Origin of the sequence: Azospirillum sp. TSH64 (assembly GCF_003116035.1) — a bacterium.
Taxonomy (GTDB): Bacteria; Pseudomonadota; Alphaproteobacteria; order Azospirillales; family Azospirillaceae; genus Azospirillum.
In genome coordinates this window covers 4,329,758-4,344,123 of the sequence record NZ_LGQW01000015.1, presented here as the reverse complement: position 1 = coordinate 4,344,123, position 14,366 = coordinate 4,329,758, and the positions used below count along the sequence as shown (strand labels likewise).

Sequence of the window (14,366 nt, the reverse complement as noted above, 5' to 3'; positions counted from 1 at the left end):
TGTTATCGTGGGTGGCGATGAGGGGGCGCTTTCCCTCGCTTAGCGGTTTATACCCAAGCGGCGGCGCATCCGCGAGACGATCGCGGCGAGCGCGAAGCCGCCGACCAGCCCGATATGTTCGAAGAAGGCGCTGGTCGCCATGAAGCGCTCCGGTCCGGCCATCGTCCAGAAATCATTGGCGATCAAGGCGGCGAGAACGGTGAAGACGCCGAGCGCGCCGGCCCCCAGCCACAGTGCCCGGTCCAGCAGGATCAGCAGCGGGCCTGCCAGCTCGACCAGGATGGTCAGCGCCGCCCACAGCGCGGGCGGGGTGAGGCCGAAATGCGCCTGCTCGGCGACGGCGCCGGGCCAGTCGAAAAGCTTCACCAAACCGCCGAGGAGATAGGCCCCGACCAGCGCGAGACGGGCCAGCATCCATGTGCCGTCCCAGTCGAGGATGCGGTCGACGAGGCGTTCCGCCGGGCGTTCGAAGGAGCGGAGGGTCATGGCGGTGATGTTCCGATTGGGGGGAATCCCCCTCTCCCCGGGGGGAGAGGGGATCCATTTCCAGGGGAGAGGTGGTTACACCGCCCAGCAGCCGCAGCCGAGCGCACCCCAAAAGGACTGCACATCGGCGGCCGGCACGTCGGCGGCGTAGGCAGCGGCGTGGTCGTGGCCGTGAACACCGCAGCCGGTGGCGCAGCCGCAGGCCGAGGCCAGCGCCTGACGCTGGTCGCCGGCGTCGGCCGACTTGTAATAGCCGCCGAAGGTGCGCACCGGCGACCAGTCCGGCATCGGCTTGGGCAGTTGCGGCGCCAGCGGGCCGAAATCGCCCTCGCCATGCACCACCGCGCCGCCGAGCATGGTCAGCACTGAGGTCAGGTGGACGATGCGGTCCTCCGGCACCGAAAAGAAGTCATCGGACAGCACGGCGAGGTCGGCGAACTGGCCGGCTTTGATCTGGCCCTTCTTGCCCTGCTCGTTGGAGAACCAGGTGTTGGCCTCCGTCCACAGGCGCAGCGCCGTCTCGCGGTCCAGCAGATTGGCGCGCGGATAGAGGCTGAGGCCGCCCACCGTCCGGCCGGTCACCAGCCAGGACAGCGAGACCCACGGGTTGTAGCTGGCGACGCGGGTGGCGTCGGTGCCGCCGCCGACCGGCAGGCCGGCCGCCATCATCTTTGCAATCGGCGGTGTCCGCTCCGCCGCCTTGGCGCCATAGCGTTCGACGAAATATTCGCCCTGGTAGGCCATGCGGTGCTGGACGGCGATGCCGCCGCCGAGTGCGGCGATGCGGTCGATGTTGCGGTCGCTGATCGTCTCGGCGTGGTCGAAGAACCAGTGCAGCCCGTCGAAGGGGATGTCGCGGTTGACCTTCTCGAACACGTCGAGCGCGCGGCTGATGGTCTGGTCGTAGGTGGCATGCAGGCGCCAGGGCCAGCGGTTCTCGGCCAAGAGGCGGATCACCGGCTCAAGGTCGCCTTCCATGTTGGGCGGCATGTCCGGGCGGGCGACGCGGAAATCCTCGAAGTCGGCGGCGGAATAGACCAGCATCTCGCCGGCGCCGTTGTGGCGATAGCTGTCGTCGCCGTCGCCGGGCTTCACCTTCTTCGCCCAGCCGGCGAAGTCGGCCAGTTCCTCCTTCGGCTTCTGGGTGAACAGGTTGTAGCTGATGCGCAGCGTCAGCTCGCCGTCCGCATGCAGCTTCTCGACGATGGCGTAATCGTCGGGATAGTTCTGGAAGCCGCCGCCGGCGTCGATCACCCCGGTCACGCCCAGCCGGTTCATCTCGCGCATGAAATGGCGGGTGGAGTTCAGCTGGTAGTCCGGCGGCAGCTTCGGACCCTTGGCCAGTGTCGAATAGAGGATCGTCGCGTTGGGCTGGGCCAGCAGCAGGCCGGTCGGGTTGCCGGCGGCATCGCGTACGATCTCGCCACCCGGCGGGTTGGGCGTGTCCTTGGTATAGCCGACGGCACGCAGGGCCGCGGCGTTCAGCAGGGCGCGGTCGTAGAGGTGCAGGATGAAGACCGGCGTGTCGGGAGCGGCGGCGTTCAGCTCCTCGATGGTCGGCAGGTGCTTCTCGGCGAACTGGTGCTCGGTGAAGCCGCCGACGACGCGCACCCATTGCGGCGCCGGGGTGATGGCCGCCTGCTGCTTCAGCATCGCCATGGCGTCGGCGAGGCTCGGCACGCCGTCCCAGCGCAGCTCCATGTTGTAGTTGAGGCCACCGCGGATGATGTGCATGTGGCTGTCGATCAGCCCGGGGATCACCCGCCGGCCCTTGGCGTCGATCACCGTCGCCTGGGGAGCCACGGCGCGCACCTCGGCCTCGGTACCGACGGCAAGGAAGCGGCCGTCGCGGATGGCGATGGCGCTGGCCTGCGGGTTGGCGCGGTCGAGCGTGGTGACCTTGGCGTTGACGAGGATCAGATCGCCGGCGGCTTGATTCGGGGTGGCGGAATTCGGCATGGCGGCATTCCCGGGTCTGGACGCGAGGGTGGACAGCAGCGGCGATGCTAGCAGAGACGCGGCGGCGGTTCCCGCCATCGCCTTGCGACGGTCGATGGGGCGACGGTCGATGGGGGGAGGCGTCACGCCTTGTCTTCCTTGGCAGCCGGTGGCGTTTCCGTCCCGGCATGCGGCCCCAGCACATGGCGCGCGCAATCGGTCTGGATGAAGGCGAGCACCGGCTCCCCGGCCACCAGCCGCTTGACGACGGGCACCACCTGTTCACCGACCAGCATGCCGAGCAAACCGATCAGGGCGATGGTCGGCGGCGCCGGGGAACGGACCCCAAGCAGCGCATAGATCACGCCGACCAGAATGCCGGCGCCGCCCGAAAGAAGATAGGGCATCATGGGATCCGCTCTCCCGCTTTCTGGAATGGGGGCCGGCGCCCGGTCGGAACCGGGCGCCGGCAAGGGCATGCAGGCAGGGATCAGGCGTGCTCGTGCTTGAGGCCGCCGACCACCTTGTGCGGGAATTCGCCGCGCTGCGGGGCCTTGTGGACCATGGTGTAGGCGTAATCGACGCCCATGCCGTAGGCACCGAAATGCTCGCGGACGATGTTCATCACGCCGTCGTAGCTCTCGCGCTTGGCCCAGTCGCGCTGGATTTCCAGCAGCACGTTGATCGCGGTGATGGAATGGGCGCCGGCCTGCTCCATGCGGCGGACCGCGGCGTCATGGGCCTCCTTGGAGGTGCCGCCCGAGCAATCGGTGACGATGTAGACCTCGAAGCCTTCCTCGATGGCGCACAGCGTCGGGTACAGCAGGCAGGCCTCGGTCCACAGCGCGGCGATGACCAGCTTCTTCTTGCCGGTCGCCTTGACGGCGGCCACCAGCTCCTCGGAGTCCCAGCTGTTCATCGAGGTGCGCTCGATGGGGTCCTGCTTCAGGACGTCCATCAGTTCCGGCCAGATGTAGCCGGAGAAGCTCTCGGTCTCCACGGCGGTCACGATGGTCGAGGCGCCGAACAGCTTGGCGGTCTTGGCGAGCGCGATGGTGTTGTTCTTCAGCTGCTGGCGGTCGATGTTGACCACGCCGAAGGACATCTGCGGCTGGTGATCGATGAAGATGAAGACGGTGTCGTCGGCGTTGATGAGCGACTTGGCGTTGAAGGTCATGATCGTTTCCTGTTCCGTTTGGATTTTTAAGGGGTTGGCCGCCGTTTTCGTCGGTGCCGCCGTCTGAAGGGACAATGGCATGGGGTGGCGTTTCGGGACAATCTGGCAAAACAGAACATAATTGTTGCCGATAAAAGGACAGTGTCCCGCCACCCGGTTACGCGCGGATGAAGGCCAGCAGTTCCTCGTTCACGAGGTCCTTCTGCGTGGTGCACATGCCGTGCGAACCGCCGGGGACGACCTTGAGAGTGCCCTTCGGCAGCAGCGCCGCGGCGGCCTTGCCGGTGGTGGCGAGCGGGACGACCTGATCGTCGTCGCCGTGCAGGACCAGCGTCGGGACGATCATCTTCTTCAGATCGTCGCGCTGGTCGGTCTCGGAGAAGGCCTTGATGCACTCGTACTCGGCCTGAAGACCGCCCATCATGCCCTGAAGCCAGAAGCTGTCTATGACGCCCTGCGAAACCTTGGCGCCCGGCCGGTTGAAGCCGTAGAAGGGGATGGTCAGGTCCTTGAAGAACTGCGACCGGTCGGCCTTCACGCTGGCGCGGATGCCGTCGAAGACCTCCAGCGGAACGCCGTCCGGGTTCCAGTCGGTCTTCACCATGATCGGCGTGATGGCGCCGATCAGCACCGCCTTGGCGACGCGCGACACGCCGTGACGGCCGATGTAGCGGGCGACCTCGCCGCCGCCGGTGGAGTGGCCGACATGGACGGCGTTCTTCAGGTCCAGCGCCTCGGTCACTGCCGCCAGATCGTCGGCGTAATGGTCGAGATCGTTGCCGAAGCCCGGCTGCGACGACCGGCCGTGGCCGCGGCGGTCATGGGCGATGGTGCGGTAGCCGTGCTGGGCCAGGAACATCATCTGGTCTTCGAAGGCGTCGCCGGTCAGCGGCCAGCCATGGCTGAAGACCACCGGTTGGCCGGTCTGCGGACCCCACTGCTTGACGTAGATCTGGACGCCGTCCTTGGTGGTGACGTAGCTGCCCTGAAGCATGGGTTTCGTTCCTTTGGTCTGGTCTGGGCGGGTGGCCGTCTTTTCGGCGGCGACGGCGGTGCCGGCGAACGCAGGCAGAAGACCGCCGCCCGCAACGGCGAGGGCGGCACTGCCGGACAGAACCGTCCGGCGGGACGGATGTAAATCCTGGGTGGTCATGCGAAGTCCGTTCGGGACCGGGCCGGCAGGACCGGCGCCGGCTGTCTTGGTGAACGGATGTTAGGGAATGCGCCAGGAGGGTGATTGCCTTATCGGAACGGCTTTTGCCGGTTCTGCGCATCGCGCACCGTAAACGTGAAAAAGCCGGTTCTCCTATACGGAGACCGGCTTTTCATGGTGCGCGCAGAGGGAAAAGGCGTTTGTGCTGCTTATCCGGCCAAGGACACCCAAGCGGCGTCGCGGTGGCTGGACTCGACGGCGCCATGGATGAAACGCACGCCGCGCACCCCGTCCTCCACCGTCGGCAGCGGCATGTCCGCCGGGGCCGGGCAGCCGTCGATGCTGGCGGCGATGCGGTCGGCGGCGTCGCGGTAGATCTGGGCGAAGCCTTCCAGATAGCCCTCCGGATGGCCGGCGGGGGTGCGCGAGATGGCGCTGGCCGAAGGCAGGCTTCCCGCACCGGCGCGCAGCAGGGTGCGGGTCGGCTCGCCCAGCGGGGTGAAGCGCAGTTCGTTGGGCTGCTCCTGCTGCCACTCCAGCCCGCCGGCCTCGCCGAAGACGCGCAGGCGCAGGCCGTTGGTGGTGCCGGGACAAACCTGGCTGGCCCACAGCATGCCGCGGGCGCCGCCGTCGAAGCGCATCATGATGTGGGCATTGTCGTCCAGCCGCCGGCCGGGCACGAAGGCGGACAGGTCGGCGGCGAGATCGGTGCAGCGCAGCCCAGTCACGAACTCCGCCAGATGGAAGGCGTGGGTGCCGATGTCGCCGATGCAGCCGGCAATGCCGCTCTGCGCCGGGTCGGTGCGCCAGGACGCCTGCTTATTGCCGCTGGTCTCCAGGTCGGTCGCCAGCCAGTCCTGGGCATATTCGGCCTGAACCACCCTGATCCGGCCCAGCATGCCCGAGGCCACCATGGCACGGGCCTGCCGGATCATCGGATAGCCGCTGTAATTGTGGGTCAGGACGAAGACGAGGCCGCGGCTGCGCACCAGTGCGGCCAACTCCTCAGCCTCCTCCACCGTATGGACCAGCGGCTTGTCGCAGATGACGTGGATGCCGGCCTCGAGGAAGGCTTTTGCCGCCGGGTAATGCAGGTGGTTCGGCGTGACGATGGCGACCGCATCGATGCCGTCGGGGCGGGCGGCCTCGGACGCCGCCATCTTCTGGAAATCGTCGTAGCAGCGGTCGGGCGCCAGGAACAGCTCCGCCCCGCTGGCCCGCGCCCGCTCAGGGTTGGAGGACAGGGCCCCGGCCACCAGTTCGTACCGGTCGTCGATGCGGGCGGCGATGCGATGGACGGCGCCGATGAAGGCGCCCTGACCGCCGCCGACCATGCCGAGCCTTAAGCGTCTCGACGACGCGGGTGCTTGATCCGGGCTCATGATGCCCCTTTCCCCAGACCGAGGATCCGGCGGTTGGCCGCCTCGTCGGTGCCGGCATCGGCGAAATCGTCGAAGGCGCGGTCGGTGACGCGGATGATGTGATCCTGGATGAAGCGGGCGCCTTCGGCGGCCCCTTGTTCCGGATGCTTGATGCAGCACTCCCATTCCAGCACCGCCCAGCCGTCGAAGCCGTACTGGGTCAGCTTGGAGAAGATGCCGCTGAAATCGACCTGCCCGTCGCCCAGTGAGCGGAAGCGCCCGGCGCGGTCCTTCCACGGCGCATAGCCGGAATAGACGCCCTGCCAGGGGGTCGGATTGAACTCCGCATCCTTGACGTGGAACATGCGGATGCGGTCGCGGAACACGTCGATGTAGCCGAGATAGTCCAGCTGCTGGAGCACGAAGTGGCTGGGGTCGAACAGGATGTTGCAGCGCTCATGCCCGCCGACCCGGTCGAGGAACATCTGGAAGGTGGTTCCGTCGAACAGATCCTCGCCGGGGTGGATCTCGTAGCAGAGGTCGCAGCCCGCTTCGTCGAAGGCGTCGAGGATCGGGCGCCAGCGCTTCGCCAGCTCGTCGAAGGCGGTCTCGATCAGGCCGGGCGGACGCTGCGGCCACGGATAGAGATAGGGCCAGGCCAGCGCGCCGGAGAAGGTGGCGTGGGCGGTCAGACCGAGGTTCGCGGATGCCTTGGCGGCGAGGTGCAGTTGTTCCACCGCCCAGGCCTGCCGGGCGTCGGGACGGCCATGGACCTCCGGCGGGGCGAAGCCGTCGTAAAGCGCGTCGTAGGCGGGGTGGACGGCGACGAGCTGGCCCTGGAGGTGGGTGGACAGCTCGGTCAGTTCGACGCCGGCATCGGCCAGCGTGCCCTTGATCTCGTCGCAATAGGTGAGGCTGGTCGCCGCCTTGTGCAGATCGAACAGGCGGCGGTCCCAGCTTGGGATCTGCACGCCCTTGAAGCCGAGGCCGGCGGCCCAGCGGGCGATGCCGTCCAGCGAGTTGAAGGGGGCTGCGTCGCCCGCGAACTGGGCGAGAAAGATCGCCGGGCCTTTGATGGTCTTCATAGGTCTGGCTCCCTGATGGGGGGAGGTGTCGGCTGGCGGCTGCTCCCCTTAACCCTCCCCCGCTGGGAGGGGGAGAGTCAGGGGGACTGACGAACCAGGGATCAGTACGGCGAATCCGGGAAGTAGAACTCCTTGGCGTTCTCCTTGGTGATCAGCGACGACGGGATGATGTAGGTCGCCGGCAGCTTGTCGCCCTTCAGGCGGGCTTCGGCGGTCATCTTGATGGCGTCGTAGATGAACTTCGGCGAATAGGACACGTCGGCGTGGATCAGCGGGTTGGAGCCGTCGAGGATGGTCTTCACCATCGTCTTCGACCCGGCACCGCCGAACACCTCCTTGATGTCGGTGCGCTTGGCCTGCTCGATGGCCTTCAGCACGCCGAAGGCCATGTCGTCGTCGGCGGCCCAGACGACGTCGATGTCCTTGAAGCGGGTCAGGAAGTCCTGCGTCACCTTGAAGGCGTCGTCACGGTTCCAGTTGGCGTATTTGCCGTCGAGGATCTTGATGTCGGGATACTGCTTCAGCACGCCGGTGAAGGCTTCCCAGCGCTCGTTGTCGAGCGTGGTCGGGATGCCGCGCAGCGCCACGATGTTGGCCTTGCCGTTGTATTTCTTGGCGATGTATTCGGCGGGGATGCGGCCGAAGGCGGTGTTGTCGCCGGCGATGTAGGCGTCCTGGGCGCTGGGATCGGTCAGGCCGCGGTCGACGACGGTGACGTAGACGTTCTTCTTCTTCGCCTGCAGCACCGGCTGGGTCAGGGCGGCGGATTCGAAGGGGAAGATGACCAGCGAGTCGATCTTGGTCACCGTCACCAGATCCTGAAGCTGGTTCGCCTGCTCCGGCGCGCCGCTGGCGGTCTTGACGGTGATCTTCAGGTTGGGATGGGCCTTCTCAAGCTCCGCCTTCGCCTGGTTCGCCCACCAGACGATGCCGCCGGTGAAGCCGTGGGTGGCGGCCGGGATGCTGACGCCCAGCTTCACCGTGTCCGCCGCGAAGGCGACGCCGCCAAGACCGGCGCCGAGGGCGACCGTCGCCGCCATCGCCAAGCCCGTGCCCAGCACCATGCGACGGGTGTAACGCGCAACTTCCGACATGACGTTTCTCCTCCTTATGTTGTTTTTACGGGCGCCGACGCTGCAAAAAGGCGACGGCGATGATGACGCAGCCCTGCACCGCCGCGTTCAGGTAGACGCTGATGATGCTGGTCAGGTTCAGGATGTTGCTGATGACCGACAGCAGAACCGCACCGATCACCGTGCCGGCGATCCGCCCCTCGCCCCCCTTGAAGGAGGTGCCGCCGACGATCACCGCGGCGATGGCCTCCAGCTCCCACAGCAGGCCGGTGGTGGGGGAAGCGGAGCCCAGGCGCGGCACATACAGCACCGTGGCGATGCCGACGCAGACGCCGAGCAGCCCGTAGGTCAGCAGCTTCACCCGGTCGACATCCACCGCGGCGAAGCGGGCGACCTGCTCGTTGGAGCCGATGGCCTGGACATAGCGGCCGAAGGCGGTCCGGTTCAGCAGGACTGCCCCGGCGACCGACACCGCCAGGAAGACCCAGACCGGCACCGGGATGCCGAGCAGGCTGCCGTAATAGACGGGGCCGTAGGCGTCCGACAGGTCGTTGTCCAGCGTGATGGCGCCGCCGTCGGCCAGCCAGGTCAGCACGGCGCGGAAGATGCCGAGCGTGCCCAGCGTGACGATGAAGGGCTCGATCCGTCCGCGGGTGATGAGATAGCCGTGCGCCAGCCCGAAACCGCCGCCCAGCAGCAGGGCGAACAACATGCCGAGCGCCACGACGACGACCGGCGAGCCGACCGACCCGGCCAGCGCATTCATCAGCAGGATCATGCCGCCGGCGATCAGCGCCGCCATCGACCCGACCGACAGGTCGATGCCGCCGGAGATGATGACGAAGCACATGCCGATGGAAATGATGCCGATGAAGGCCGTGCGGGTCAGCACGTTCATCATGTTGTCCCAGGTCGCGAAGTCCGGGTTCAGCGCCGTGCCGACGATCAGCAGCAGCACCAGCCCGACGACCGGACCGAAGCGGTGCGGGTCGAAGCGGCGGCCCGCCTTGCGGGCGGACACGGCGCCGGCCTCAGTGGCCGGCGTGGGTGCCGACGTTGGTCCCGATGGCATGGGCAATCAACTCCTCTTCGCTGAGCCGGTCGGCGGGCACGGTCGCGGCGACCCGGCGGCCGCGCATCACGATCACCCGGTGGCAGAGCCCGATCAGTTCGATCAGTTCCGATGAAATGACGATCACGCCGCGCCCTTCGGCGGCCAGCCGCGCGATCAGGAAATAGATGTCCCGCTTGGCGCCGACATCGACGCCGCGGGTCGGCTCGTCCAGCACGAAGACGCGCGGGTCGGGCTCCAGGAACTTGGCGATTGCCAGCTTCTGCTGGTTGCCGCCGGACAGTGACGATGCCGTGCCCTGCGGGTTGCCCCGGATGCCGAAATTCGTGACGGCATGCTCCAGCGCCCGATCCTCCGACGCCGGGGACAGCAGCGGCTGGGCATGGTGGCGCAGCGTCATCAGGGTCAGGTTGTCGCGCAGCCCCATGTTGACGTGCAGGCCCTTGCCCTTGCGGTCCTCGCTGAGATAGGTCAGGCCGTTGCGCATCGCCTCGCGGGGGTTGCGCAAGGACACCGGACGGCCTTCGATCTCGACCGTTCCGCCGCTGCGCGGACGCAGGCCCAGGATGCCTTCGAACAGTTCGGTGCGGCCGGCGCCGACCAGACCGGCGAAGCCCAGGATCTCGCCGGGATGGAGGTCGAAGCTCACCTCCTCCGCCCAGCCGGGAACGGTCAGGCCGCGCACCGCCATCAGCGGCTTGCCGATGGCGGGACTATGCTTGGCGGGGAACATGTCGGTCAGCTCGCGCCCGACCATCAGCGTCGCCATGCGCTGGCGCGACGTCTCGGCGGTGGGGGCACGGGCGACGAAACGGCCGTCGCGCATCACGATCACCTCGTCGGTGATGCGCTCCACCTCGTCAAGCTTGTGGGAGATGTAGACGATGGTGACGCCATCCCGCCGCAGCCGGTCGATCAGCCCGAACAGCCGGTCGCATTCCGACGGCGTCAGGCTGGCCGTCGGCTCGTCCATGATCAGCAGGCGGGCGTTGCGCAGCTGCGCCTTGGCGATTTCCACCAGCTGCTTCTCGGCGACGATCAGGTCGCGGACCTTGGTGTCGGGGTCGCGGTCGAAGCCGACCTGCCGCAGGGCCTGGGCCGCTTGGTCGCGCATCGCGCGGTCGTCGAGCAGCCAGCCGCGCTTGATCTCGTGGCCGAGGAACATGTTCTGGGCGACGGTCAGGTCGTCGGCGAGGCTGAGTTCCTGATGGATTAGCACGATGCCGCGCTGTTCGGCGTCGCGGGAGTTCCGGAACCTCACCGCCTCGCCGTCGATGCGGAGCGTGCCGGTGGTCGGGGCGTGATAACCGGCGAGGATCTTCATCAGCGTCGATTTGCCGGCGCCATTCTCGCCCAGCAGCCCATGCACCCGGCCGGGATGCAGGTCGAAGCCGACGCCGTGCAACACCCGCACGGGTCCGAATTCCTTGGTGATGCCGTCGAAGGCGACATGCAGGCTCATGGCTCCGCACCCCCTGACGGCCTTTCCACCAACCGCAAGCCTGCGGTCGGGCGGGTACCGTCCATGACGTTTCTCCCACTGCGAGGCGTATCGTCCGGCAAGACGCCGCTTCGTTCGTTGGGCTGATGGTAAGCCCGCCCCTTTGGACAGACAATGGCCGACTTCGAACATAATTTGGCAAAAGTGGGTGAGGTGTGATAGGGAAGCAGACACGCGTCGTTCGGAAAGGCACTCGTCGATGGTTGACTGGCAACGTCTGTCGGACGGCGAGCGCGCCCTGCTGGAGCGGCTGTTCTGGGCGGGCGGTCTGTCGCGCGGCGAACTGGCGGCGTCGGTCGATTTTTCCAAGAGCAAGGCCAACCTCGCGATCTCAAGCCTGATCGGCCGCGAACTGATCGAGGAGGGCGGGGTGCAGCCCTCCTCGGGCGGGCGGCGGCCGGAGGTGCTGCGGCTGAGCCACCGGATGGGGGTGTTGGCGGGAATCGACATCGGCGCCACCAGCATCGACGTGGCGCTGCTCGCCCCCGACATGACTGTGCTGGACCACCGGTCGGAATCTGCGGACGTGCGTGATGGGCCGGCGGTGGTGTTCGGGCGGGTGCGGGATTTGCTGCGCGAGGCGCGCGAGCGGATGGGAATCGGGCCGGGGCGGGTGCTGGGCATCGGCGTCGGCGTGCCGGGACCGGTCGCCTTCGACAGCGGCATGCTGGTCAACCCGCCGCTGCTGCCGGGGTGGGAGACCTTCTCGATCCGCGAATTCCTGGCGGAGGAGTATGCCGCGCCGGTCTTCGTCGACAACGACGTGAACATCCTGGCGCTGGGCACGCACTGGCGCCTGCGCGGCCAGCTTCAGAATTTCCTGGTGATCAAGGTCGGCACCGGCATCGGCTGCGGCATCATCTGCCACGGCCTGGTCTATCGCGGGCGGGACGGGTCGGCGGGCGACGTCGGCCATATCTGCGTCGATCCGCAGGGGCCGGTCTGCCATTGCGGCAATGCCGGCTGCGTCGAGGCGATGGCGGCCGGACCGGCCATCGCCCGCATGGCGGAGGAAGCGGCGCGGGGCGGCGAAAGCCCGCGGTTGATGGAGTTGCTGGAGCGCAACGGCGCGCTGACGACGGTCGATCTCGGCAACGCCAGCCGGGCGGGGGATGCGGCGGCCACCGCCATCGTCCAGCAGGCCGGCGGCCATATCGGGCGGATGCTGGCCGCCGTGGTGAACTTCTTCAATCCGTCGCACATCTTCATCGGCGGCGGCGTGGCGCGGATCGGGCCGCTGCTGCTGGCCTCGATCCGGCAGAGCGTCTACCAGCGCTCACTCGCCCTCTCCACCCGGCATCTCGACATCCAGTATGTGCCGGAGGTCGAGAGTGCCGGGGTGATCGGCGCCGCGGTGATGGCGGTGCAGGAAACCATGCTGGCCGGACCGACGACGGGAACCGGCGTCACGCCGCCCGCACGGCGGTGATGAAGGAGGTCACCTCGCCGCGCAGGGTTTCGGCCTCGCGGGCAAGGCTGCTGGCGGCGTCCAGCACCTCGGTGGCGGCGGAGCCGGTCTCCAGCACCGCATGGTTGACGCCAACGATGGTGGAGGACACCTCCGTGGTGCCGCGCGCGGCCTCCGTCACGTTGCCGGCGATGTCGCGGGTGGCGGCACCCTGCTCCTCGATGGCGGCGGCGATGGTGGTGGTGATCTCGCTGATGCGGCCGATGGTCTGGCCGATGCCGTGGATGGCGTCCTGGGCGCCGCCGGTGGCCTGCTGGATCTCTTTCACCTTGGCCTGAATCTCGTCGGTGGCGCGTGCGGTCTGGCTGGCCAGCGCCTTCACCTCGCCGGCGACGACGGCGAAGCCCTTGCCGGCCTCCCCGGCGCGGGCCGCCTCGATTGTGGCGTTGAGCGCCAGCAGGTTGGTTTGGGCGGCGATGGTGTTGATCATCTCCACCACATGGCCGATCTGGTCGGCCGCCTCCACCAGCGTGCGCATGGTGCTGTTGGTCCGTTCGGCCTGGGTCACCGCCTCGCCCGAGATGCGGGTGGAGGCGGCGACCTGCCGGCCGATCTCCAGGATGGAGGCCGACAGTTCCTCCGTTGCCGACGCCACGGTCTGGACGTTGACCGACGCCTGTTCGGAGGCTGCGGCGACGGCGGTCGCCTGCGCGCTGGCCTGCGAGGCGGTGGTCGACATGGCTCCGGCGGTGCCCTGCATCTCGGTGGCGGCCGACGCCACCGTCTCGACGATGTGCATCGCCTTGGCATCGAAATCGCGCATCAGCGCTTCCAGCCGGGCAGCCCGCGCCTCCTTGGCGGCCTGTTCGCGGGCCTGCTCCGCCGCCAGACGGTCGGCGGTCAACATGCTGTCGCGGAAGACGGTGACGGTCGCCGCCATGCCGCCGATCTCGTCGGCGCGGCCCAGGCCGGGGATGGTCACGGCCATGTCGCGGTCGGCCAGACGCCGCATCGCCTCGGTCATCGAGCGGATCGGATCGCTGACCCGGCGCTTGGCGACGATCATGCCGATGACGGTCAGCAGCACGGCGGCCACCACCAGCAGGCCGGAGATGACGGCATCCTGCGTCGCACGCGCGGCCTGCGCATCGGAACGGACGACCATGCGGTCCACCGCCGCCATGGCGGCATCGACGATGTAACCCTGGCTGGTGGTGTCCTGCTGGCGCAGGGTGCCGATCTCGACCGGAGATTTGCGGCCTTCGGCCAGGGCAGCGAGCACCGCCTTGCGCTGTTCGACCAGCGGGCCTTCAAAATTCACCTTGGCCTTTTCGACCGCCTCGCGGATCTGGTCGGGCGTATCGGGACGGGAGGCCGATTCCCGGACCAGGGCCCAGGCCTGACCGGTGCGGCCGATGGCCTCTGCCACCGCCTGCGCGTCGGCCGGAGTCCAGCCCTGGCCGGTGGCGACCGCGGTCTGGATGCGGAGCGCCATGCCGCCGGCATTCAGCCGGGTGTTCCAGGCGGCGCGCTTGATGCCGAGCAGATGGTCGATCATCGGATCGGCCAGTTTCAGGGAGCCGTCCAGAAGGTCGGTCGCGGCGGTCAACGCATCGAGATAGGCGACCGGGACGGTTGCCCAGGCCTCCGCCACCGCCGGATCGCGGGCGGGTTTCCGCTGGCGAAGCGCGGAGTCCGCCCTCTGCCGCAAGGCTGTCAGCGTGTCGTGTGCGGTGCGCAACGTCGCGGCCGCGGCCGGCAGGCCGGGCAGGTCGAGCGCGCCCAGCTTGGCGGCGATGGCGGCATAGCCGCTTTCTGCCACCGCGCGGTTGGCGGCGATGTCGCGCAGTTCGGCGTCGCCGGCCGGTTCCTCCCCTCCCAGCACCGGACCGACCAAGCCGCGTTCCAGCCGGATTGCCAGCAGCGTGCGCAGCAGGTCGCGGCTGGTCTCGCTGAGGGTGGCGACGCGCTGGGCGTTGCGGGTGCGGTCGACGACGTCGATCAGCGTGACGGTGCTGGTGGCGATCAGCAGCAGCCCCAGCGCGGCGACGACGAGTCCAAGGGTGGCGCGGATCGACAGCCGCGAAAGGAGCGAGATCATGGTCTGGTCCT

Annotated in this window: 12 protein-coding genes; 1 reads left to right on the top strand and 11 read right to left on the bottom strand. The window is 68.0% G+C overall.

The features are described from left to right. Nucleotides 1–39: 39 nt before the first annotated feature. The 10 genes from TSH64_RS21045 to TSH64_RS21000 all read right to left on the bottom strand — a co-directional run bounded on the left by TSH64_RS21045 (nucleotide 40) and on the right by TSH64_RS21000 (nucleotide 10,807). Nucleotides 40–486 (bottom strand): DoxX family protein, encoded by a 447-nt coding sequence (locus tag TSH64_RS21045; RefSeq protein WP_109447957.1) that lies wholly within the window; start codon nucleotides 484–486, stop codon nucleotides 40–42. A gap of 75 nt (nucleotides 487–561) precedes the next feature. Then, a complete protein-coding gene (locus TSH64_RS21040; protein ID WP_247873069.1) occupies nucleotides 562–2,571 on the bottom strand; it encodes an amidohydrolase in 2,010 nt (669 codons plus the stop codon). Next, on the bottom strand, nucleotides 2,568–2,834 hold the full coding sequence (locus TSH64_RS21035; RefSeq protein ID WP_109447955.1) for a XapX domain-containing protein: 267 nt from the start codon (nucleotides 2,832–2,834) through the stop codon (nucleotides 2,568–2,570). The genes TSH64_RS21040 and TSH64_RS21035 overlap by 4 nt, the downstream gene beginning before the upstream one ends. Nucleotides 2,835–2,914: 80 nt before the next feature. Then, nucleotides 2,915–3,601, bottom strand: coding sequence for a hydrolase (locus TSH64_RS21030; RefSeq protein WP_109447953.1), 687 nt, complete (start codon nucleotides 3,599–3,601; stop codon nucleotides 2,915–2,917). 157 nt (nucleotides 3,602–3,758) lie between these two features. Then, on the bottom strand, nucleotides 3,759–4,595 hold the full coding sequence (locus tag TSH64_RS21025; protein ID WP_109452880.1) for an alpha/beta hydrolase: 837 nt from the start codon (nucleotides 4,593–4,595) through the stop codon (nucleotides 3,759–3,761). Between the two features lie 368 nt (nucleotides 4,596–4,963). Beyond that, nucleotides 4,964–6,136 (bottom strand): Gfo/Idh/MocA family oxidoreductase, encoded by a 1,173-nt coding sequence (locus tag TSH64_RS21020; protein ID WP_109447951.1) that lies wholly within the window; start codon nucleotides 6,134–6,136, stop codon nucleotides 4,964–4,966. After that, a complete protein-coding gene (locus TSH64_RS21015) occupies nucleotides 6,133–7,200 on the bottom strand; it encodes a sugar phosphate isomerase/epimerase (protein ID WP_109447949.1) in 1,068 nt (355 codons plus the stop codon). The genes TSH64_RS21020 and TSH64_RS21015 overlap by 4 nt, the downstream gene beginning before the upstream one ends. A 101-nt stretch (nucleotides 7,201–7,301) precedes the next feature. Continuing rightward, nucleotides 7,302–8,294 (bottom strand): substrate-binding domain-containing protein, encoded by a 993-nt coding sequence (locus TSH64_RS21010; protein ID WP_109447946.1) that lies wholly within the window; start codon nucleotides 8,292–8,294, stop codon nucleotides 7,302–7,304. 25 nt (nucleotides 8,295–8,319) lie between these two features. Next, on the bottom strand, nucleotides 8,320–9,294 hold the full coding sequence (locus TSH64_RS21005) for an ABC transporter permease (protein WP_247873068.1): 975 nt from the start codon (nucleotides 9,292–9,294) through the stop codon (nucleotides 8,320–8,322). Nucleotides 9,295–9,304: 10 nt separating this feature from the next. After that, nucleotides 9,305–10,807 carry a sugar ABC transporter ATP-binding protein gene (locus TSH64_RS21000; protein ID WP_109447942.1) on the bottom strand — a complete coding sequence of 501 codons (1,503 nt, stop codon included), beginning with the start codon at nucleotides 10,805–10,807 and terminating at the stop codon, nucleotides 9,305–9,307. Between the two features lie 238 nt (nucleotides 10,808–11,045). On the opposite strand from TSH64_RS21000, the gene TSH64_RS20995 reads away from it, so the two are divergent. Beyond that, on the top strand, nucleotides 11,046–12,275 hold the full coding sequence (locus tag TSH64_RS20995; protein WP_109447941.1) for an ROK family protein: 1,230 nt from the start codon (nucleotides 11,046–11,048) through the stop codon (nucleotides 12,273–12,275). Here the strand turns inward: TSH64_RS20995 and TSH64_RS20990 are convergent. Beyond that, a complete protein-coding gene (locus tag TSH64_RS20990; protein ID WP_109447940.1) occupies nucleotides 12,253–14,355 on the bottom strand; it encodes a HAMP domain-containing methyl-accepting chemotaxis protein in 2,103 nt (700 codons plus the stop codon). The two genes, TSH64_RS20995 and TSH64_RS20990, sit on opposite strands and share 23 nt — an antisense overlap. Nucleotides 14,356–14,366 lie beyond the last annotated feature (11 nt).